Raw genomic sequence first — 21,777 nt, forward strand, 5'->3', positions numbered from 1 at the left:
GGTGCCGATTGTCGCAGATTTTACGGCCGCTGCGCGGCCGATCGCGAGCTGGCTCGCTCCCACAGTGGATCTATAGCGACCACAAAATCTGGGCACACCGCACCACAAGTGTGGGAGCGAGCTTGCTCGCGATAGCGTCGGTGAGAACTACTCGTTGTCCAAACCTTTACGCCGATACGGAAACACATCAATCACCTTCCCCGCCCGAATCGCTTCCTGCAGGCTTTTCCAGTAATCGGCGTTGTACAACTCGCCGTGCAACTGATCGAACAACCGGCGCTGCGCCGAATCGGCAAACAGGAATGGCGGAAACTCCTCCGGGAACACGTCCAGCGGCCCGATCGAGTACCACGGTTCGGACGCCATTTCGTCTTCGGGGGTGCGCGGTGCCGGGATGTGGCGAAAGTTGGCCTCGGTAAGGAAGCAGATTTCGTCATAGTCGTAGAACACCACACGACCGTGACGGGTGACGCCGAAGTTCTTCAGCAGCATGTCGCCGGGAAAGATGTTGGCCGCCGCCAGTTGCTTGATCGCCAGCCCGTAGTCCTCCAGGGCCTCGCGCACCTGCGCCTCGTTGGCGTTTTCCAGATAGAGGTTCAGCGGGGTCATGCGGCGCTCGGTCCAACAGTGACGGATCAGCACTGTGTCGCCTTCCACCGACACCGTCGACGGCGCGACTTCCAGCAGTTCCTCCAGGCACGCAGGATCGAACTTGCTCAGCGGGAAACGGAAATCGGCGAATTCCTGGGTATCGGCCATGCGCCCGACGCGGTCGACGCTTTTCACCAAGCGGTACTTTTCGATCACCGTGGCGCGGTCGACGTTTTTCGACGGCGAGAAACGGTCCTTGATTATTTTGAACACGGTGTTGAAACCCGGCAGGGTGAACACGCTCATCACCATGCCGCGCACACCGGGGGCCATGATGAACTGGTCGTCGGTGTTGGCCAGGTGATTGATCAGTGCCCGGTAGAACTCCGACTTGCCGTGCTTGTAGAAGCCGATCGAGGTGTACAGCTCGGCAATGTGTTTGCCCGGCAGGATACGCCGCAGGAAGCCGATGAACTCCGCCGGCACCGGCACATCCACCATGAAATACGAGCGGGTGAACGAGAAGATGATCGACACGTCCGCCTCGTCGGTGATCAGCGCATCGATCTGGATGCCGCGCCCTTCGAGGTGCAGCAATGGAATCGCCAGCGGCCATTGCTCGTCGGCGGTGTAGATGCGCCCCACCAGGTACGCGCCTTTATTGCGGTACAGCACCGAGGAAAACAGCTCGACGCTCAGCTCCGGGTCCTTGCACACCCAATCCGGCAGGTTCTCGCGCAACTGCGCTTCGAGACGCTTCAGGTCACCGGGCAGATCTGCGTAATCCTCACTGAAGCGGTAGTCGGCGAAGATGCTGGCGAGCATGGCCGACAATTGGCCTTGCGGCTTGTAGGTGCGGGTTTGCGCGGCCCGGGCACGGCGCAGGCTCGGCCGGGTGGTGTGGATGAACATGCAGCCGTCGCTGATCAGGTCATGGCTGAACAGCCCGCAGAAGATCGAGTTGTACCAGGTCTCGGACAGTTCATCGTCGAAGCGCAGGTCGATCAGGCTGATGTAGGCGCTTTTGACCAGCGGCCAGCAGCTGACGTCCAGGGTGCCTGGGTCAAACGCGGTGCGCAGTCGCTCCACGGTTTCACCGACTTTTTCTTCGTACAGATTGATCCGCGCCGCCGACGCCGATTGCGTCTCTTGCCACCGGGCCTGTTCGAAGCGGGCCCGGGCGCCGTCGGTAATCTGCCGGAAATGCTCGCGGTAATCGTCAAAGCCATCGAGGATCAAACGGGCGATGTCGGCGGCTGGCCATTGCTGCGGCATGGTGAGACCTCTGCGGGAATTCGGGAGGCTTGAGCTTAGCCAGTGAAGCGGGTGCAGGAGAAGGGTAATTTTCCAGCCGAATTGAATGCCCGGTTTTCGGTTGCCATCGACCACACACTCAGCAACACTTTCGCCCCTCCATCAAGGAAGGACCGCGCTGTGAACCCCGTCGATATTTTTCGTTTACTGTCCCTGGCGGCCATTTGGGGGGCCAGTTTTCTGTTCATGCGCATCATTGCGCCGGTGATTGGCAGCATTCCTACCGCTTTTTTCCGTGTATCGATAGCCGCTGCCGGACTGCTGGTGATTCTTGGGCTGATGCGCATCAGCTGGGATTTCAAGGGCAAACTCAAGACCGTGATGCTGCTCGGAGTGATCAACTCCGGGGTTCCGGCGACGCTCTATTCGGTGGCCGCGCAGGTGCTACCAGCCGGTTACTCGTCGATTTTCAATGCCACAACTCCATTGATGGGTGTGCTCATTGGCGGCCTGTTTTTCCATGAAAGGCTCACTGGCGCCAAACTCGGCGGCGTGTTCCTGGGGCTGTTCGGCGTGGGCGTGCTGACCCGTGCAGGTCCGGTGGCGTTCAATATGGAACTGCTGCTGGGTGCCGTCGCCTGCCTGCTCGCGACCACTTGCTACGGATTTGCGGGGTTTCTGGCCCGCCGCTGGCTCGATCAGGCCGGTGGTCTCGACAGCCGTTTGTCGGCAGTGGGCAGCATGCTCGGCGCGACGTTGTTCCTGCTGCCGCTGTTCGGCTACAGCGTGATCAGCCAGCCGCCCGCGACCTGGGGCGGCTGGAGTGTCTGGCTCTCGTTACTGGGGTTGGGTCTGGGATGCACAGCGTTTGCGTACATTGTTTACTTCCGGCTCTTGAGCTCGATTGGTCCGGTGAAATCGATGACTACGACCTTTTTGATCCCGCTGTTCGGCGTGTTGTGGGGCGCGCTGTTTCTCGATGAGCCACTGTCGATGGCGCATATCTATGGCGGAATGTTGATTGCCGTGGCGTTGTGGTTGGTGTTGAAGCCGGCTGCTGTGAAACCGCAAATGGTGGCGGACCGGTAGAGCTGCCGGGATGCAGAAAATGTCATCGCGAGCAAGCTCGCTCCCACAGGGTTCTGCACTGAACACAGAGTTTGTGTACAACACCGACCACTGTGGGAGCGAGCTTGCTCGCGATGGCGTCAGCCCATACACCGACAATCACAAGGTAGAAGCACTCATCTCCCCATCGCATTCAGTCTTCGGCAATGCAGCCGTTCATGAATTCGGTGCGGGCCGAGCACGCACTGGCCAAATGAAAAAGGCCCGGAGCATTGTTCCAGGCCTTCTCGGGTTTATGCAGGTTTACGGAACACAAACACCAGCCCGACGATGATCAACAGCATGCCGAACAGGCTCAACAGCGCAAGGCGATTCCCGAAGATCAGATAGTCCATCACCGCCGTTACCGCCGGCACCAGGTAAAACAAGCTGGTGACATTCACCAGATTGCCCCGGGCGATCAAGCGGTACAGCAACAGTGTCGCCAGCACCGACACCACCAGCCCCATCCACAGCACCGGCAGGATGAAACCGCTGCTGTGTTCGAAGTGAAACGGCTGGAAGGGTACGAAAATCCCGCACAACAGCAGTCCGGCCAGATACTGCACCGGCAATGTGCCGAGGGGATTGTCGGTGATGCGTTTCTGCATGATCGAACCGAAGGTCATGCTCGCCAGCGCGAGTAAACCGAAAAGCATCCCGGCCAGCGACATCCCGGCCAGCCCGATGCCCTGATAGACCACCATGACCAACCCGGTCAACCCCAGGGCCAGACCGAACATCCGGCTCCATGAACGCTGGCGCTCCATCACCACCACGGTGAGGATCGGCTGCACGCCCATGATGGTCGCCATTACCCCGGGCGTGACTTTAAGGTCCAGGGCCAGCAGATAAAAAATCTGATAAGCCCCCAACAACACCACGCCGGTGGCCATCGCATACAGCATCGGTTTGCCGCCCTTGGGCAACTTCAGCTTGAGCAACGGCACCAGCAACACCAAGCCGCCTAGGGCGATGACGAAACGAAATATCAAGAAGGCGAAGGGTGACGCGTGAGCCAGCCCCCATTTGGAGAAAATCGCCCCGCTGCTCCACAGCAGAACGAACAGGCTCGTGGACGCCGCCGCGAGCGCGGACTTTTTCGAAAGGACAAACATGAATACCACCTGTAGTCAGGCAAAAAGCCAACTCAGCCGAAGCTGAAATTCAGTCGTTTTTTCAGGGAGGCAGGGGAACAGCAGAAAGCAGCTGATCAGCCCGAAATGCCTACGCCTGGCGGTGAGACCACCGCGCACACTGGCGTGCGACTGACAGGAGGGGGGTAATGACTGATCTGCCCGGGCTGCTGGTTCCCGCACGGCACGACGCCAGCGTTGACCGCTGAATCGACTACCGCGTTGATGAGGGATGCAGGCATTGGGCTGATCTTTTTCAGGAGTGGAAAAGCAGGTCATGAACCTGCCGAAGACTGACTATAACCAGCGCTGCACAAGAATGGCAATGGATTACTGCCCGACACGGCATTGTGGTGCAGGCACATAAACTTTCAATGAGCCAGTGTCGCAATTTGTGATTTAATGGCAAAACAAATCGAAAACCCTCGATAAAACATAATAATCAGAATCAGAAAAAGCAAAATCAACATTTTGCGACAAGGAAGATATCCAGTGGCAAACCCCGATCTTCTTGGCCTCGATGCCCCAGTGGTATGGGATACACAGCAGGCCTTTGTCCATCTCAATCAACTCAAACAAGCTGACACCAAGCGCACCGCCGAACGACGCTTGCATGAGCTTGCACTCCTGCCCGATACACTCAATGCGCAAAACCTGAGCGACGAATCCGGACGTAGTCCGACACCCTCGGTTCTGGACTGGGAGATTGAAAAGGCCCGGATCAAACGCAAGCTGGTGCTGTATGCCCAATTGCATCGCACCGCTGACGGAACGGACGTCTTGCACGCCAACGACGCCCGCGGTGCGCGCTACTGGTTGCCACTCGGGAACGAACCGGTTGACGCTCAATCGCTGACCGCTGCGATGCGTCGCCTGCAGGCCCACATCGCCAAGAGCATCGTTATCTTCCCCAGTGGTCGACTGGTCAACGCTTGCAGGCAGGCCTGTGCGCCGGAACAGGTTGAGTTTGGATTGCTGGGGTACCCGGCCATACTGGACACAAGCAGCCAAACCGGTCCGGTGGATGCGTTGAAAGTGCGCACGCCCCACCTCAAGCGTCTTGAGGCCGAAAGCCTGCAAATCATCCGCGAAGCGGTGGCCGAGGCGGAAACCCCCGCGATGCTGTACTCGATGGGCAAGGACAGCGCGGTGATGCTGCATCTGGCTCGCAAGGCGTTTTACCCTTCGCCACCACCGCTGCCATTACTGCACGTCGACACACGCTGGAAATTCCAGGAGATGTACCGGTTTCGCGACTTCATGGCCCGCGAAAGCGGCATGGATCTGCTGGTGCATACCAACCCGGAAGCCATCAGCAAGGACATCAACCCCTTTGATCATGGTTCGGCACTGCACACCGACATCACCAAGACCGAAGGCCTCAAGCAAGCGCTGGACAAATACAAGTTCGACGTGGTGTTCGGCGGCGCACGCCGCGATGAAGAAAAATCCCGGGCCAAGGAACGCATTTTTTCGTTCCGCACCCAGAGTCACCAATGGGACCCGAAACAGCAGCGTCCCGAATTGTGGAACCTCTACAACACGCGCAAAAAGCCGGGCGAGAGCATTCGTGTGTTCCCGTTATCCAACTGGACCGAACTCGATATCTGGCAATACATCTACCAGGAAAACATTCCGCTGGTCCCCCTGTACTTTGCCAGGGAACGTCCCGTTGTCATGCGTAACGGCATGACCATCATGGTCGACGATGCACGCATGCCCCTGTTGCCCGGTGAGAAAATCGAAGCCCGGAACATCCGCTTTCGCACTCTCGGCTGCTACCCGCTGACCGGCGCCGTGGATTCGAACGCCAGCACCGTGGCCGAAATTTTGCTTGAACTGCTGGGCTCCACTCATTCCGAGCGACACGGGCGAGCCATCGACAGCGACAGCTCTGCCAGCATGGAAAAGAAAAAGAAAGAAGGGTATTTCTGATGGTCCTGAAAACACTGGCAAGCGTCCCACAACAGCCCACGACCATTGAGGCTTACCTCGAGCAACAACAAGCTCAGGACCTGCTGCGCTTCATCACCTGCGGCAGCGTCGATGACGGAAAAAGTACCCTGATCGGCCGTCTGCTGTGGGATGCCCGGCAATTGACCGACGATCAATTGGCAACCCTGAAAACCGAATCAAAAAAATATGGCACCCAAGGTGGCGACATCGACTTTGCCTTGCTGGTCGACGGCCTGTCGGCGGAGCGCGAACAGGGCATCACCATCGATGTGGCCTACCGCTACTTCGCCACCGCCAAACGCAAATTCATCGTTGCCGACACACCAGGCCACGAGCAATACACACGCAACATGGTCACCGGTGCGTCAACGGCTGACGTAGCCGTCATCCTGGTCGATGCGCGGCAAGGTGTACTGACGCAAACCCGCCGCCACGCCTACCTGATCTCGCTGATGGGCATCCGTCACGTGGTGCTGGCCGTAAACAAGATGGACCTGGTCAACTTTGATCAGGACACCTTCCAGCGTATCGTCGAGACCTTCCAGGCATTCACCCAAACACTGGGCTTTGAGAAGATCACGGCCATTCCTGTCAGTGCGCTCAAGGGCGACAACATCACCCAGCGCTCGGCTCACACGCCGTGGTACAGCGGTCCAACGTTGATGGGTTACCTGGAAACCGCGGAAATCACCACACCGCAAGCCGAACGCCTGGTGTTTCCCGTGCAGTGGGTGAATCGGCCGAACGCTTCATTCCGCGGGTTCAGCGGCTATGTTGGCGAAGGCACGGTCAAAGTCGGCGATGAGATCCGCGTGACCCTCTCCGGTCAAACCGCAACGGTGGCGGAAATTGTCAGCATGGACGGCCCGATGCAACAGGCCGAGTGTGGCGACGCCGTCACCCTGAAGCTCGACCGGGAAATCGATGCATCTCGCGGCGACATCATTTCACAGAGCAAGAACCCGCTGGAAACCACCGACCAGTTTGAAGCAACGCTGGTGTGGATGGACGAAGAAGCCGGGCTGCACGGCCGCAACTACGACATCAAACTCGCCACGCAATGGGCAAGCGCCTCCATCACCACCATCAAATACCGGGTGGACATCAACACCCTGGCCCATGACGCCAGCACACAACTGCGACTCAATGACATCAGCGTCTGCAACCTCGCCATCAGCAAACCTCTGGTCTACGACAGCTACCTACATTCGAAAACCCTCGGCAGCTTCATCCTGGTCGATCGCATCAGCCACGCCACGGTCGCGGCCGRCATGATCACCCACAGCCTGCGACGCGCACAAAACGTGCACAAACAGGCCCTCTCGATCAGCCGCGAAAACCGCGAGAAACTCAACGGCCACAAGGGCAAAGTCATCTGGTTCACCGGATTGTCCGGCTCCGGCAAATCGACGCTGGCCAATGCCCTGGAAGTGGAGTTGCACGCCAATGGCTATCGAACCTACCTCCTCGACGGCGACAACGTTCGCCAAGGCCTCAACAAGGATTTGGGGTTTACCGATGCCGACCGCGTGGAAAACATCCGCAGAATCGCCGAAGTCGCCAAGCTGATGATGGACGCCGGAATGGTGGTCATTACCGCGTTCATTTCTCCGTTCAGAAGAGAGCGGCAAATGGCGCGGGAACTGATAGGGGAAGAGAACTTCGTCGAAGTCTACGTCAGCACACCGTTGGAGGTCTGCGAGCAGCGGGATGTGAAAGGACTGTACAAGAAGGCCCGGTCGGGGCAGTTGCCCAACCTGTCAGGGGTGGGGAGTCCGTATGAAGCGCCGGTGGAGGCTGATGTTGAGATTGATGCTGGGGAAGTTGATTTGAACGTGGCGACCGCCCGAGTGATGCAATCAATCAAGCAATGAAAATTTTCTCCATAAAAAACACCCCGAATAGCTCGGGGTGTTTTTTTGGATCAGAGGAACAGCCAAAATCCGATTCCCCAAATCACTCGCACCAAGGCTAATTTCTTAGTACCTCACTTAGGCGATTGATCAGCCCTTAATAGCCTGAATATTTAGCTTGGTTGGGCTGGCGCAAGCAAGACGGTCCTTTCCTTCTTGCTGAATAATTTTCACTGTATAGACACCTGATGCCAAAACCTTGATGTCTACCGCGCCATTGAAACCGGCCATTTCCAGTTCTGGTTTGGAAAAGGCTTTCGCTACATCCTCGCGAGAGGAACGGGTAAGCGGAGCGGTAAGGGCAACATCACCGTTCGACGAGATAAGTTCGATGGATACATCCTTTGGAACTGTGCCCGCCGCTACGTTGTAAGCCCACCCCCAGAACTGCAACGGCACGTTTGTCGAAACCTTGGCTTCGGCAACAGGACTATCCAGCGAGCACGAATTATTTAAAACGATGTCTTTTGGCTTACCTGCATCACATGCAGAAAGAAAACCAAAAATAGCAACAAGAGGTACATACATATAACGCATAACATTTCCTTAATGTACTTTCACTTTAATAGTCATCGCGCTTTAAAAATCGATTCAAAGCACGTCTCACACCAATAGTTTTTTCACTGATCATTGTCAAATACTTGGGTCGCAATACATCCAGCTTCCCCATTTCAGCCTGAAACCAGTTTCCATCTATACCGTATGCGTCTGCGAGCACCTCACGATGCACACGACTAGCGAGTAAATGACCGAGTTTAATGATCCCGATCATCTTGTAGGCCTTGCCCATGGCGCGGTTCGGCACAAAAAGCAATAACACCTTTTCTATATCAAGATGGATTGAAGTGGGTATATCCGAACACCTAAGCATCTCCGAAAAACCAGCCTTGAGCAGGTGCTCGGTGACGTCTTGGAAAAATGTATCAGCGATCAGATAGTGCTCGTTCATCGTACGAATGGAGTTAGTCACTGTCTGGCTGCTGACACTCTCCCCCGGCAACACTCTAAAATTTATCAGAGGTCGCTCAGAAATATGAATCGGGTAATGCTTGACCAGTCTGATCCACATATCAAAATCGGGTAATTGCCGTAGGTTGTTGCTATATCCCCCAAGTTCTTCATAGCATTTACGCCTGATCAGCATTGTCGGGTGGCAAAGACAATTACCGTGCTCCAGAAAGAAACGTAGCCATTCACCCTGAGTGCGGTTTTCCTGATCAAACACCGAGCCAAAAGACAAACGACTCTTATTGATGTCGTTTCCATGCTTGTCAACAAACCGCGCCCGCCCGAATGTGGCACCCAAAGTCGGATTCTGACGAAGGATATCGAGTTGATAAGCCAGTTTCCCTTCATCACACCAATAGTCGTCAGAATTGATGAGCGCTATAAACTCACCCTTTGCATGCGCAATCAATTCGTTGGTGACAATACTCGCCCCTCGGTTGACTCCATGCGAAAAAAAATGAATCCTCGCATCGTCAAAAGACTCAACAACTGCGGGCGTAGAGTCGCTTGATCCGTCATCGGCTATCAGAAACTCAAAGTCGACACCACGCTGTTGCAGCACACTGGTGATAGCTTGAGCAACGTATGCACTATGGTTGAAGGTTGCCATCACCACACTGATCACAGGGGGTCGCATTACGTTCGACCTCGACGAGCAATCTTCAATAACAATCTCGTCAGGATGGGCGGCATGAGTGCCTGAAAGATCGTGATAACGATCGGCGGCATAAACATACGCAGCCTTGTGAGGCTCAACAACGCCGGCCGTACCATGTTTCCGGCTAGTTGTTCACCGCGCGCCAGGATAATGACACTGCGCAGATCATGCTCCAGACGAGTGAATTCCGCGTGATACATCTGCCGGGTAATTCCGTCATAGGTAGGAATCAGGCTTAGTTGCAACTGGAGCTTTTCAATGTGCGCAAAGTTTGACCATGCACCCGATGAGTGAACCCGATAGACCGACATAGGTTCTTCGATAAAACCAATCAGGCTGCTGGAGGCAACGCAGATATTAACAATCCAGTCATAGGACTTGACCTCGAACAAGTCTACCGGCAATCGATCCAAGGCAGTCTTCCTGTACATGCATGTAGAAAAATTGCCCACCAGATTATCCATGATTAGTTCACGTGCCCCAAGTAGGCGATGTCCTGCCCCAATCGGTGTCCGCTCAACAAACGACGCATTCGCCTCATAGAAAATGAAGTAATTTACGGAGCAAAGATCACACTCCCAGTGCTCGCTCAGAAACTCGACTTGCCGCGACAATTTTCTCGGGCTAATCCAGTAATCATCCCCTTCCAGAACCGCAACATATTGCCCTGTGCACGCTCCGAAACCACGCTGGTAGTTTTTGGTAATACCAACATTGGTATCGCACGACAGATACTTGAAAGAAAAGCGCGAATCAACACCTTCGTAAGTACGAATACGCGCCAACGTACTGTCCGTAGATGCGTCATCAGCAACGACCAACTCAATAGTACCTGAGAAGTCCTGGTTGAATAGAGACTCCAGCGCTCGGTCAATGTAAGACTCGTGATTATAGGTAACCAACAGGATTGACAACCCGAAGCCCGGACTAGTATTCAACATTACTTCACCAACGGTTTGGCAGKATTACCTACCACTGTTGTATGCGGCTCAACGTCTTTGGTAACAACCGCGCCCATACCGACGACTGCCCCTGCGCCAATTAGCAATGGTTTACCGTGCCGTCCCTGTTTGATCAACGCGCCAGCACCTATATAAGCGTGATCGCCAATAGTTACATTGCCGTTGCATTTGACACCTGGTGCGAGGGTTACGTAGTCCCCAATCACACAATCGTGTGAAATATTACATTGGTTATTAGCCTGAAAAAAACGCCCAATCCGGACATTTGACGTGATGATCGTCTGCTCTGAAATCATGCARCCTTCACCGATTTCATTGCTGTCCAACAAAATCACACTATTCGCAATCAGCGCGAAAGGCTCGATGTTTTGGGCGGCACAAGCCTCCGCAATCCTCTGACGAACTTTTGAGTCACCAATTGCCACATTGAAACGCTTGGTTCCTTCCAGATCAAAAAACGCGTTGAGACTGATTGTGCGATATCCGTTGACCTCAATCTCTTCCTCCAGATTTTCAACCACAAACAGCAATTCAGCACTCAAGCCTGCTATCTTGCCCTGGAGCATCGAACGCAGCATGGGCATAACCTCCCTGCCATGCCCACCAGCACCAATCAGACCAAAATAGCTTTTCATAAAATTATCAGATCCATAATCCATATACAGGGCAGCAGCTATAAGCAGCGCTCAAAACCGCCCAACCTTACCTTCTTCTTTTAACCAGTCGTATCCCACTCAGCTTACGTCAACGCAAACGTAGAGCACGAAGCAGCCGGCGGGCAAGCCCTTTGAGATATCTAGTGATACGACTTCCCATTCTTGGAGCCTGGCTGCACGTCTCGCTCGTGCCGATTGCCATGCCCTGAGAATTATGGGCAACCATTAGATAGTGGCCGAGCCCAGATTGCCCCGTCAGGCGATAGAACTCGAAAACATTGAACATGTACTCATCACGGAGCACCCGCTCGAACTCAGGATCAGAAAAATTCTTTATACATGAGGATAAACCTGCAGCCCGACCAGACGCGTGTGCAAAAGCACTGTCCAGAAGCAGAAACAGCTTTTCGCATTTAAGTCTCGCAGGTGTCGCAGGAACCCCTTTGAGACGAAAATCGTTACCGAACCCCTCGACAAAAATCCCGTCGGAAACATTCTCGAAAAACGAACCAAATATCTCGACCAGCTCTGTCAGATTGCGCGCTGAGTTTTCGGGCGAAACCACGCTGGTATTGTTTCCATCCCGAAGATGCCCGACAAGGTTTTCTTGAATAACATGGATTGGATAGCTTTTAACCAGCCGAATCCACATGTCGAAATCGGGTAACTGTTTCAGCCCGGGATTGTAGAAACCCAGTTCAAGGTAGACTTCCTTACGCACCAACATACTGGGGTGGCAAATACAGTTTCCTTTGAAAAAGAAATGTCGAAGCCATTCACCCTGACTACGATTGGCCTTCCGGAATACATCATTCCAGATAGCTTCCGGGCCACTCGTCTCACGTCCTTGTTCATCCACCAAATCAGCCCAAGTGAAGCAGGCTCCCAACTCAGGCTGAGCCTCGAGAATGGCAACCTGCTTACCAAGCTTTGTCGGGTACCAAGTATCATCCGAATTAAGCAGAGCTATGTATTTCCCACGGCTCTGCTCAATCAGAAAGACAAGATTTCCAACTGGACCCAGGTTTTTTTCCTGTTTAAAGGAGCGTATCCGTGGATCATTAAATCCAGAGATGACATCCCAACTGTTGTCAGTTGACCTATCATCAGAGATCAACAACTCAAAGTCGGTGAAACCTTGCTCTAGAATACTATCTACAGCCTTGCAGATATATTTTGCGTGGTTGTAGGACGGTATCACGACACTAACTAGTGGCGCGTGCCCTACAACCGATTTGGTTTCGTCATCAGGAAGCATATTTTTTCTTCCAGAGCCGGTAAAGTTTTTTCAGTGATTCCGGGCAAGACTTCCGTAATACCGCCGAAAAGCCTGGATTGCTCTGACCAGTAGTCCCGTCAGCGGTATCCAGACTTTCAACGGCAACAACAGAGTCTATTGTTTCGTTAACAACGGAGTCATTCTCGTAAACACCAGGCATCGTTTTTTTGTCATCGCCAGACGGAAAGTTCATGACGAGAGGAAATTCATCAAGCTGCTTCATCACTTTGCGCAACAGATCGATACGAGGAGCCATTTGAGCATCCAGGCTGTACAGTTCGCGGATACGGCTTGCACCTCGTTCTCCAAGCTCCTTCAGTAATGCAGGTTGTGCATAGTAACTCTCAACCTTGTTAACGATATCCATTAGATCATATCTGATGAGCGCAATATCTAAACCGTCGGTAAAGTGCCCTGCGGCAGAGTTGAATTCATCAACTGCGAAGATTGCAATTCCGCGTAAGCCCGCCTCAGTGCAACTGGCCGTAGGAAAACCATCAAACGACCCAGGGAAAATCTTTCCACTGATGTTCGGTGACATGATGATATCCATATCACTGAAGAAATCATCAAACGCCTCTGGATTCAAAGAACCGTGGAAAGTAATACGGTCACTGAATGTGCTGACATCAATAACGCGCCTATCAAAAGGACCTACGACATGGAAATAAATATTGTCGTGGCGCTGACGCAGTATGCTCGCGACGTTTACAAAGACATCATAGCCTTTGTCCTCGCCATAAACCGTATACTTGTGCGCCATGAAGCAAATATCCAGACGCGGCTTCCCGAATCCCCAGCGGCATTTGTCGTGGGTGGATTGTTCGATGCGGTTTTCCGGCATTACGACACCGAAGATCATCTCAACCTTATCTGCCGAACAGAGGTTACGATGCACGATATAGTCGTAAGTCACTTGTTGGGTCACGATGACTTTCTGGAAGCAGGGCGAATCAAAAACCTGCTTGAGTTTTCTGTCACATTCCGGATTATTCAGGACAAATCCTGCGCCGGGATAGAGTGTAAAAACAAATGGTACTTTGGCTGCCTCAACATAGGGTAGCAGCGCATAAGCATTTGTCAGAAAGTTTACATACAAAAGCTTCCCGAGGCGCAGGGGAAACTTGTTGTTGTAAATCATGACCTGATTTCCCAAGTCTGAATGCTGGCGTTGATAGCTAAGAATTACATCTTTTATCGGAGTGTCTTCCAGCACAGGCAGCGAAGCACCGGACGTCAATACCAGTGACTTATTGAATGCTCGCAAATAGCCTGTAAACTCCGTATGACGGAACCCACTTCTAGTGGATGGAAAAACATCATCAAAAACGATAAGATCCAACTTATTCAAGCTATCAGCGTATTTCTCATCGAGCAGAAAATACAGCTTCTGGCTGTATCCCTGGAAGCCCGTATCATAGCTAAAATCCAAGAACGCATTATATTCAGAAATATGAGAAAGTAGCGTGGTAATCTTATCTACATCTCGACGAGCACTCCACTCACCGCCACCATGTTGACGATAAACCGAAAGCGGTTTCTTCAGATGCGCGATGGGGCCGAACTGTGCACAATACAGATTGAAGAGCCAATCAACCGTGTACAACTCGAACATCTCATGCGGAATAACATCAACGACCGCACCATGATAAAAACAAGCGCTAAAGTTACCGATGAGATTGTTTTCAGCAAGTTGAAGGCCGTCAATATTTTCTTCTACTAAATTGGCATGATCTGCAAAGACCTTCCGGGATTCACCATTAGCTCCACAGAGCTCAATGGAGTTGAACGACATTACAGACGCCGGCCGTTCTTGGAGAAAGTCTATATGTTCTTGAATCCGGTGTTCTGAACTCCAAAAATCATCACCTTCACAGAAGGTCAAATAGTCGCAGCCCTTTGCCAGTCGCATTGCCTTGGCCAGGTTGGCAACGACCCCAACATTCTGCTGGTTGGCATGAAACTCTATATCAAAACGGTCAGTTTGGTGTTCAGATATGCAGGATCTCACAACGTCTGCGGTTCCGTCAGGCGAAGCATCATCAATAATGATAACGCGCATCCGGAAGCGCCCTTTTTGAAGCAATACGGACTTCAGACACTCGGCAATGAAGTCTTTATGCTTAAAGGTAAGTACGACAACCGTCACCAGCGGTACACCAACTTCACTGGAGCGAGTCAACTGACGTTTTCGTTCAAAAAACATTTTTCTGCGCAGAATATCGATTTGATAGCGCATGCTTCGAACGGGACGATCCCCATTTGCCTGTGCAAATATCAAGAAATCCGGAGTGCCTAATACGAGTTCAAACGTATCGTCGGGAAGCAGATCGGGCGCGATGACTAGACCATTGGTTTCGATACAAATGACACCCTTTCTCGACAATAGGGCGTACAGTTTTTTAATAACAAATGAAGCATCAGACTCGAAAACATCTGCATCGAGATACAGTAGATCAACCTTCTTTTGTTGCCGAGAATATTGCTCCTGCAGAAACTGAGCTTCTATTGCGGAACCAGTTCCTTTCAATACGACAGGCTGCTGAAGAGCAAACTCACGCATGAGGAAGTTCAGAAGAGCAAGCTTGTCCTGCCCTTCCAAACGACCATCATTGAAGAATTCAATATGAAATTTATCGCCTGTTACGCCGCTAATAGGTGTAACACCCTTCGCAACCTCAGGTTTAGAAACTCCATTTTCTGCAATAACTTTACTCACAGCACAATTCCTGCTTGATAAACCTACAAATCATATCCACTTCCTCTAAAGAAAGTGTGTGATAAAGCGGCAGACAGAGAATTCGGCGCGAAATATCCTCTGCAATGGGTGCACTCTGTCCGGAAACGTAGGGCAACTTTGTCAATGAAGGGTAAAAGTAACGCCGCGGAAAGATACTATTGAGATTGAGAAACTCAACAAGCTTTAACAATGTTGCTTCGTCTTCGAATATAACTGGAAAATAAGAATAGTTATAATCCGACTGAGGTGTAGTTTTTTGGAACTTTACTGGCACACCTTCAAGATTCTGAAAGTACTGTACAGACAACCGGCGACGAACAGCCATCACCTCATCAATATACTTAAGATTGCACAACCCCATGGCGGCATGAAATTCGGAGTTTTTACCGTTAATACCAACACCACCAAACTCCGTAACCGATGAGTGCCCGAAATTCCTCATCATCGACATCTTTTTATTGATATCAGGATTGTTAGTAGTTACAGCACCACCTTCTACAGTATGAAACAACTTCGTCGAATGGAAGCTGCAAGTAGAAACGTCACCATAAGACAAAAGTGATTTACCTTTGTATTTGGTACCAAAAGCATGCGCAGCGTCGTAGATAACTTTTAAGTTATATTTTTTTGCAATAGCGGCGATTGCTTCCACATCACATGGATTACCGAAGACGTGAGTCGCCAGAATAGCTGTGGTTTTATCAGTTATCGCCTGCTCAATTTTTGATKGATCAATATTCAGCGTATCCGGGCAGATATCCACCATAATCGGACGGCAGCGTTCCCAGACAATGCTTGAAGTAGTCGCCACATAGCTGAACGGTGTTGTGATAATTTCACCGCTAAGATCAAGCGCCTGAATAGCAATCTGAATCGCAATGGTTCCATTGGTCAGGAACAGCAAATGATCGACATCAAGGTGCTTTTTAAGTTTGATTTCCAACTCATTCAGCAATGGACCATTATTGGTCAGCCATTCACGCTCCCAAATTCCAGCTAAATACTCCTGGAACTCCGCGTAAGGAGGCATAAACGGCTTGGTAACGGTAATATTCATAAATTCACTAAAACTCAGAACGTTGAAATTTCACTTTTTTAGAAAACTCTTCAGCCTTCCACACCAAGAGTTCCTAAACCCATCAAGCTCTACCTCTAACTTCCCTATATCATTTCTTGCATTTTCAACGCACTCTTTGAGCACTGTGTTATCCATCTGCAGTGCAGAAATAGTATTTAAGAGCTCTTTGATCAATTCTTCACGAGCGGCCAGCTCCTGTTCTACAAACTGGATATGCTCAGCTTTTTCCATCACGTCCCGTTCAAGTAAGGAAATTTGACTTACCTGAGCCTGAAGATTTTCTGAGAGTTGAGCAATCGAATGCCCACGGGCAGTCCAATCCTGCTCAACACGCTGAATATGCTGAGACTGCTTGGCCAGTTCCTCCTGAAGGATCAGGTTCTGGGAAATTTGTGATTTTAGAGAAATTGAGTGTTCTTCAATCAGATCTCCACGGGCGGCCCAATCCTGCTCAACACGTTGAATATGCTGAGACTGTTTGACCAGTTCCTCCTGAAGGATCAGATTCTGGGAAATTTGCGATTCCAACGAAATTGAGTGCTGCTCGATCAAGTTTCCACGGGCAGCCCAATCCTGCTCTAAAAGCTGGATGTGCTGAGATTGTTTGACTAACGCCTCCTGAAGGATGAGGTACTGGCCGATTTGCGTCTCGAGCGAACTCGACTGCTGCTCGATCAAATCCCCACGGGCAGCCCAATCCTGCTCCACACATTGGGTATGTCGAGACAGATTGGCCAACTCTTCTTGAAGAAGAAAATTCTGACTAGCTTGCATTTCGAGCGTCTTCGAATGCTGCCCAATCAACTCTCCACGAGCAACCCAATCCTCCTCTAAATGGTGGATGTGTTGGGACTGTGTGGCTAACTCTTCCTGAAGAAGACGGTTGTGGTTTATCTGCGACTCAAGCGTAATCGAATGCTGCTGAATCAATTCCCCGCGTGCCAACCAGTCTTGCTCTACAAGTTGGGCGTGTTCGACTTGCCTGGTCAATTCATCTTGAAGTGCTGAGTTATGAGATATTTGCTGTTCAACAACATCCAAAAGCCGAGCGGACTCTGTTTTTTGACTGGCAAGTTCTCTCTCAAGCGCATTGAAGCTGTATTCCTGATGATATTGGAACACATCAACTTCCGACTGGCTGTCCCGCTCAATCTCATACCCGTAGTGGGAAAGCCAACTAGCGATCTGTGGAGGCAAGGGCGCGAGAAACATGCCCTCCGCCCGTTGCCAAGCACCGACGTTCTCCGAAAAACTGGTGGAATCCTTACGCTGGCGCCAATCCGAGTAAACTTGGGAAGATACTTGTTTCATATCAAATTTACAGAACTGATCATAATCAATCAGTTTTTTCGGATTCAGCATACACGGATCAAAATCTATGCCCAGGAACTCACAGATTCGCTCCAATTCGAACTCTGTGTTAGCGACCAGACTCTCATACTTAACCTCCAGGTAGGCACTGGCGTCGAGATAAAAAGCTGCATCTAGCGCAATTTTCTTGATTTCTCTCTGCCACCTGGACAGGTTCAATCGCGGTGACGCGTGCCACCATGGCGTTCGAGCGAACGACAAAGCAACATCCCGACCATCCCGCACAACATGAATAAACTTTGCGTTTGGAAAAATCCTGGAAACCAGATCGAGGCGCTGACCATACCAAGGTGTCTGCTCAATCAACCAGGTTTTTCCATGCGCCTTTGCAATAGCTGCGTAAAACGCTTCTACAAAGACCGCCGCAGAACTCCTCGGTGTATCTTCCCGACAGCAAAACTCAGCATAATCGAAGAACATTTCGAGTTTGTGCGGACAGCCCTGCTTGATGATGGAAGCAATTAACTCGCCATCAAGCCCTGAAGGTCCTGCTTGGGAAAATGCCTCAAATAATCGGTCACCATTTCCAGAATACTCAAATAACAGTTGAATCTCCGGAGGTACACATACTTCGGCATGGCTATTCAGCATTTGTCCCAGCCACGAGGTGCCACAGCGACCAGTACCAATAATAAATGCATTATTCATAGAGTAAGCCAAGAAGCACTCCAGGGATACTCCTTGCCAATGAGCGAAAACAACTGCCTGTTCGGCTCACTATATAAGTCGTATAACTTTAAAAACACATCAGTGTGCGCATCCATTGCAACACCGTCGTAGTCACCTTTATTACTTACCTGCGGAATAACTCCGAGATCCACTCGAGAGTCAGCTCCGAGAAAGTCTAAAACCACACCAACACTTCCGACAGGATCTTTGGAAAAATCATCCTGTTCTAAAAACAAAAAATCCTGCAACCTGTAAAATTCGAGATAACGCAGAATCTGTTCATAATAGAACCCACGCCGAACGAAACTGGGCTCTTCATCCGTACCGTTTGAATGACGCCTGAATAAATCCTCATTGACGCACTGTTCAAAGGTTGGAAACGACTCAGAAAACAGCAGGTGCCGAAGTGCTTCCCTTGACCCAGGATTACTATCCTTTATATAGGTATCGTATATATACTCAGCCGTCTGTTTATTACTATTAAAAGTCCTAAACATATTCCAGGCAGAAAAGCACCGCTTGACCGGATCACGCAACATCACTACGAATTTCATGGAGCCGAAGTCTTTATAGATTCGCCCAGGAACATCTCGCATATAAATATATGAAGGTGTCGCCTCAAATCGTTTTACCCCCACTTTCTTTCGCCCAAAAAAGTCGAGGTACCAATCAACTCCTTTTTGATAGTTCAAATCACTATCAAAATAATGCAATTCCTTTTGCGACGAACCGGAAAATCCATCTAAACCATTCAACACATCGAACAACGTTGTCGTTGCCGATTTTTGAACACCCAGGATCATGAAATCCGGACGGTCGGATGCATACAAACTATTTAGACCCGGTACGTCGCGCATGTCACACCTCAAACTCGTGTAACGTCAACTTGGAAAAGGCATGCACTTTCGACCAAACCCTGGACTTTTCCCAGCGACCGACTTTAAACACCAACGCATCACTTACAAAGTCGACAAACTCTGCTGATTCATTCTCGACAATCGGAGACGAAATATTGATCCGCAACGAGTAATTCCCTTCTTGCAACGGGAGCTTCAGCGAATATTCGGCCAAATATTTGGCATTTTCTTTTGTTAACAGATACGACTGGTCTGCGTGCAAAAAACCACACCCGATGATATTGTTCTTTTTTTCGTCAAATACACTGAAGTTAACGGAAATAGACTTCTCGGCAAACGCTTCAAAATAGACCTTAATTTTTACGTCTTGGTTAAACTCAACAAAGGTTAACTCCTTGCCTTCGGTGTCTAACAATTCAACGCTCGCTACTTTTACCTCTCCCGTACCGTACCGAAACTGGGCAACCCTGTTTTCAAACTCTGCGGACCTTTTAAATCCCGACTCGGCAGGCATGATTGAGGATACAACTGGAAGTGCCGGCTTCTCGCCAAACGCGGCTGATACCCTCGAGAACTTCCTATGCTCGTCATTCATTTCTTCGCGCATAGTCCGAACGTAACGTTCTGCAACATCGGCGGCTCGCCCTTGAGCAACGAGCTGGCCGCGCTCGAGATAGACGCCGCGCGAGCACAAACTTTTGACCGAGCCCACATCATGACTGACAAATAATATAGTTGCGCCGTTATCCTGAATACGTGTCAGAGCAGTCATGCATTTTGCCTGAAAGTTCATATCGCCAACCGAGAGCGCCTCGTCGACAATCATGATTTCAGGTCGCGACATAATGTTTGATGCAAACGCCAAGCGCACAAACATACCGCTGGAGTAGGTTTTAACGGGTTGCTCGATAAAACTCCCGATATCGGCGAAGGACGCGATTTCCTCAAAACGCGAATCGATTTGATCCTGGGTCAACCCCAATATCGCCCCGTTCATGTAGACATTTTCACGCCCGGTGAACTCGGGGTTGAAACCTGCTCCCAATTCAAGCAAAGCTGCGATGCGGCCTTGGGTCTGAATACTACCGCTGGTAGGGTTCAACGTACCGCAGATCATCTGCAGCAAAGTCGACTTACCGCTGCCATTACGACCAATGATTCCGACGGTCTCTCCTTTATTGATTTCAAAGGAAACGTCGCGCAGAGCCCAAAACTCTTGGAAATATTGCCTGCGTCCGCGCATCAGCATTTGCTTCAACCGGTCATGAGGCTTGTCATAAATGTGGTAACACTTATTAAGGTTTTCAACCTTGATTGCGATATCAGAGGACATCTGCAAACCCCTTACGTGTCTTTTGGAACCATGCAAATCCCAGCCACGCAAAAAACGCGGTAACTAGCAAGTACCCAAGAAAGAAATTCATATCGGGCATTTTACCCCAATACAGTACATCCCTGACCCCTTCAATCACCGGTGTCAGCGGGTTAAGCAAAAGCAAGTGTGCATATTCTTGAGGCAAGGAGCTTGAAGGATAAAAAATAGGCGACAAAAACATCAATATCGTCGTCAAAATCCCTATGAACTGACTCACATCGCGCAAGTAAACACCCAACGAAGCCAGCGCCCATGATAGTCCCAGCACAAGAAAAATCAGAGGCAGCATAATTAGCGGCAGTAACAAGACAGTCGCATGCGGAACTCCAAAGAATATTACGTACGCCACCAGCCAAACACTCAAGCTCACCAACCAATGAAACATCGCGGAGCCAATACCTACCCATGGAAGTATTTCCAAGGGAAATACGACTTTTTTCACATAGTTGGCGTTTGCGAGGATGACTCCTGGCGCCCGGTTTACGCATTCGGAAAACAGGTTAAAAACCATCAACCCCGCAAACAAGACCAATGCAAACTCTGTTTTAGAGTCACTACCACTGTTCCAGCGTGCCTTAAAAATGACACTGAAGACGAAGGTATAAACCGCCAACATAAGCACCGGGTTGAAAAAAGACCAAAAAATACCCAGAAACGAACCTTTGTATCGCCCGACAACTTCGCGCTGGGCCATTGCCTTGATCAGACTACGATTACGCCAGAGACTTTTCACAAGTTCTTTTGGAGAAATAGGGTGCGCTTGCATCAGTCAAATACCTCTGCGACATTCAGTAACGATCCCTGCTGATCTTTTACCGACAGCGCCAATTCTCCTTCACACGGCCATTCAATCCCTACGGTGGGGTCGTTCCAGGCAATGCAACGTTCATGTACGGGCGCATAGTAATCCRTTGCCTTGTATAGAACTTCAGCAGCGTCAGAAAGCACGACAAAACCGTGAGCAAATCCCTCAGGAATCCATAACTGTCGTTTATTCTCAGCGGATAGAATCTCACCTACCCAATGCCCGAATGTCGGTGACGACTTGCGCACATCTACCGCGACATCGAAGACTTCACCGGTCACTACACGCAACAACTTTCCCTGCGCTTGTTGAACCTGATAATGCAATCCACGCAATACGTTCTTTACCGAACGGGAGTGATT

General features: G+C 50.8%; 17 protein-coding genes. 3 read left to right on the plus strand and 14 right to left on the minus strand.

What is annotated here, in order from left to right; all coding sequences use genetic code 11:
• Positions 1–147 precede the first annotated feature (147 nt).
• Complete coding sequence (aceK, locus tag AC1DRN_RS11400) at positions 148–1,866, minus strand: bifunctional isocitrate dehydrogenase kinase/phosphatase (RefSeq protein WP_223462079.1); 1,719 nt, start codon at positions 1,864–1,866, stop codon at positions 148–150.
• 159 nt (positions 1,867–2,025) lie between these two features.
• Here aceK and AC1DRN_RS11405 point away from each other — a divergent pair, with 159 nt between their 5' ends.
• Positions 2,026–2,934: a DMT family transporter gene (locus AC1DRN_RS11405; RefSeq protein ID WP_223462077.1), complete on the plus strand. Its 909-nt coding sequence runs from the start codon at positions 2,026–2,028 to the stop codon at positions 2,932–2,934.
• Between the two features lie 272 nt (positions 2,935–3,206).
• Here the strand turns inward: AC1DRN_RS11405 and AC1DRN_RS11410 are convergent, their stop codons facing one another.
• The gene (locus tag AC1DRN_RS11410) at positions 3,207–4,070 is read right to left on the minus strand and encodes a DMT family transporter (RefSeq protein ID WP_223462075.1); all 864 of its coding nucleotides are present in this window, start codon (positions 4,068–4,070) and stop codon (positions 3,207–3,209) included.
• Positions 4,071–4,952: 882 nt separating this feature from the next.
• Between AC1DRN_RS11410 and cysD the strand changes: the two genes are divergently transcribed.
• Positions 4,953–6,023 (plus strand): sulfate adenylyltransferase subunit CysD, encoded by a 1,071-nt coding sequence (cysD, locus tag AC1DRN_RS11415; protein ID WP_263289774.1) that lies wholly within the window; start codon positions 4,953–4,955, stop codon positions 6,021–6,023.
• Entirely contained in the window at positions 6,023–7,918 is a 1,896-nt protein-coding gene (gene cysN / locus AC1DRN_RS11420; RefSeq protein WP_477786713.1) for a sulfate adenylyltransferase subunit CysN, read from the plus strand. Before cysD ends, cysN begins: the two co-directional genes overlap by 1 nt.
• 129 nt (positions 7,919–8,047) lie before the next feature.
• On the opposite strand, the gene AC1DRN_RS11425 is transcribed toward cysN, so the two are convergent.
• From AC1DRN_RS11425 to rfbC, 12 genes are all read right to left on the minus strand, one after another.
• Complete coding sequence (locus tag AC1DRN_RS11425; RefSeq protein WP_223462071.1) at positions 8,048–8,494, minus strand: hypothetical protein; 447 nt, start codon at positions 8,492–8,494, stop codon at positions 8,048–8,050.
• A 25-nt stretch (positions 8,495–8,519) separates the two neighbouring features.
• A complete protein-coding gene (locus AC1DRN_RS11430) occupies positions 8,520–9,602 on the minus strand; it encodes a glycosyltransferase (RefSeq protein ID WP_223462069.1) in 1,083 nt (360 codons plus the stop codon).
• Positions 9,602–10,564, minus strand: coding sequence for a glycosyltransferase (locus AC1DRN_RS11435; RefSeq protein ID WP_223462067.1), 963 nt, complete (start codon positions 10,562–10,564; stop codon positions 9,602–9,604). The genes AC1DRN_RS11430 and AC1DRN_RS11435 overlap by 1 nt, the downstream gene beginning before the upstream one ends.
• Positions 10,564–11,220, minus strand: coding sequence for an acetyltransferase (locus AC1DRN_RS11440; RefSeq protein WP_477786714.1), 657 nt, complete (start codon positions 11,218–11,220; stop codon positions 10,564–10,566). The genes AC1DRN_RS11435 and AC1DRN_RS11440 overlap by 1 nt, the downstream gene beginning before the upstream one ends.
• Before the next feature lie 109 nt (positions 11,221–11,329).
• Positions 11,330–12,499: a glycosyltransferase family 2 protein gene (locus AC1DRN_RS11445; protein WP_223462063.1), complete on the minus strand. Its 1,170-nt coding sequence runs from the start codon at positions 12,497–12,499 to the stop codon at positions 11,330–11,332.
• On the minus strand, positions 12,489–15,239 hold the full coding sequence (locus AC1DRN_RS11450) for a glycosyltransferase (RefSeq protein WP_223462061.1): 2,751 nt from the start codon (positions 15,237–15,239) through the stop codon (positions 12,489–12,491). Before AC1DRN_RS11450 ends, AC1DRN_RS11445 begins: the two co-directional genes overlap by 11 nt.
• On the minus strand, positions 15,232–16,317 hold the full coding sequence (locus AC1DRN_RS11455; protein WP_477786715.1) for a DegT/DnrJ/EryC1/StrS family aminotransferase: 1,086 nt from the start codon (positions 16,315–16,317) through the stop codon (positions 15,232–15,234). The genes AC1DRN_RS11450 and AC1DRN_RS11455 overlap by 8 nt, the downstream gene beginning before the upstream one ends.
• Before the next feature lie 30 nt (positions 16,318–16,347).
• The gene (locus tag AC1DRN_RS11460; RefSeq protein WP_223462055.1) at positions 16,348–18,369 is read right to left on the minus strand and encodes a sulfotransferase family protein; all 2,022 of its coding nucleotides are present in this window, start codon (positions 18,367–18,369) and stop codon (positions 16,348–16,350) included.
• On the minus strand, positions 18,354–19,235 hold the full coding sequence (locus AC1DRN_RS11465; protein WP_223462053.1) for a sulfotransferase domain-containing protein: 882 nt from the start codon (positions 19,233–19,235) through the stop codon (positions 18,354–18,356). Before AC1DRN_RS11465 ends, AC1DRN_RS11460 begins: the two co-directional genes overlap by 16 nt.
• A 1-nt stretch (position 19,236) precedes the next feature.
• Positions 19,237–20,568, minus strand: a complete 1,332-nt coding sequence (locus AC1DRN_RS11470) for an ABC transporter ATP-binding protein (protein ID WP_223462051.1) — start codon at positions 20,566–20,568, stop codon at positions 19,237–19,239.
• Entirely contained in the window at positions 20,558–21,376 is an 819-nt protein-coding gene (locus AC1DRN_RS11475; protein WP_223462049.1) for an ABC transporter permease, read from the minus strand. Before AC1DRN_RS11475 ends, AC1DRN_RS11470 begins: the two co-directional genes overlap by 11 nt.
• The coding region (rfbC, locus tag AC1DRN_RS11480; RefSeq protein ID WP_477786716.1) for a dTDP-4-dehydrorhamnose 3,5-epimerase at positions 21,376–21,777 on the minus strand (402 nt) is incomplete at its 5' end. The genes AC1DRN_RS11475 and rfbC, both read right to left, overlap by 1 nt.

Source organism: Pseudomonas sp. P5_B3, assembly GCF_056400405.1.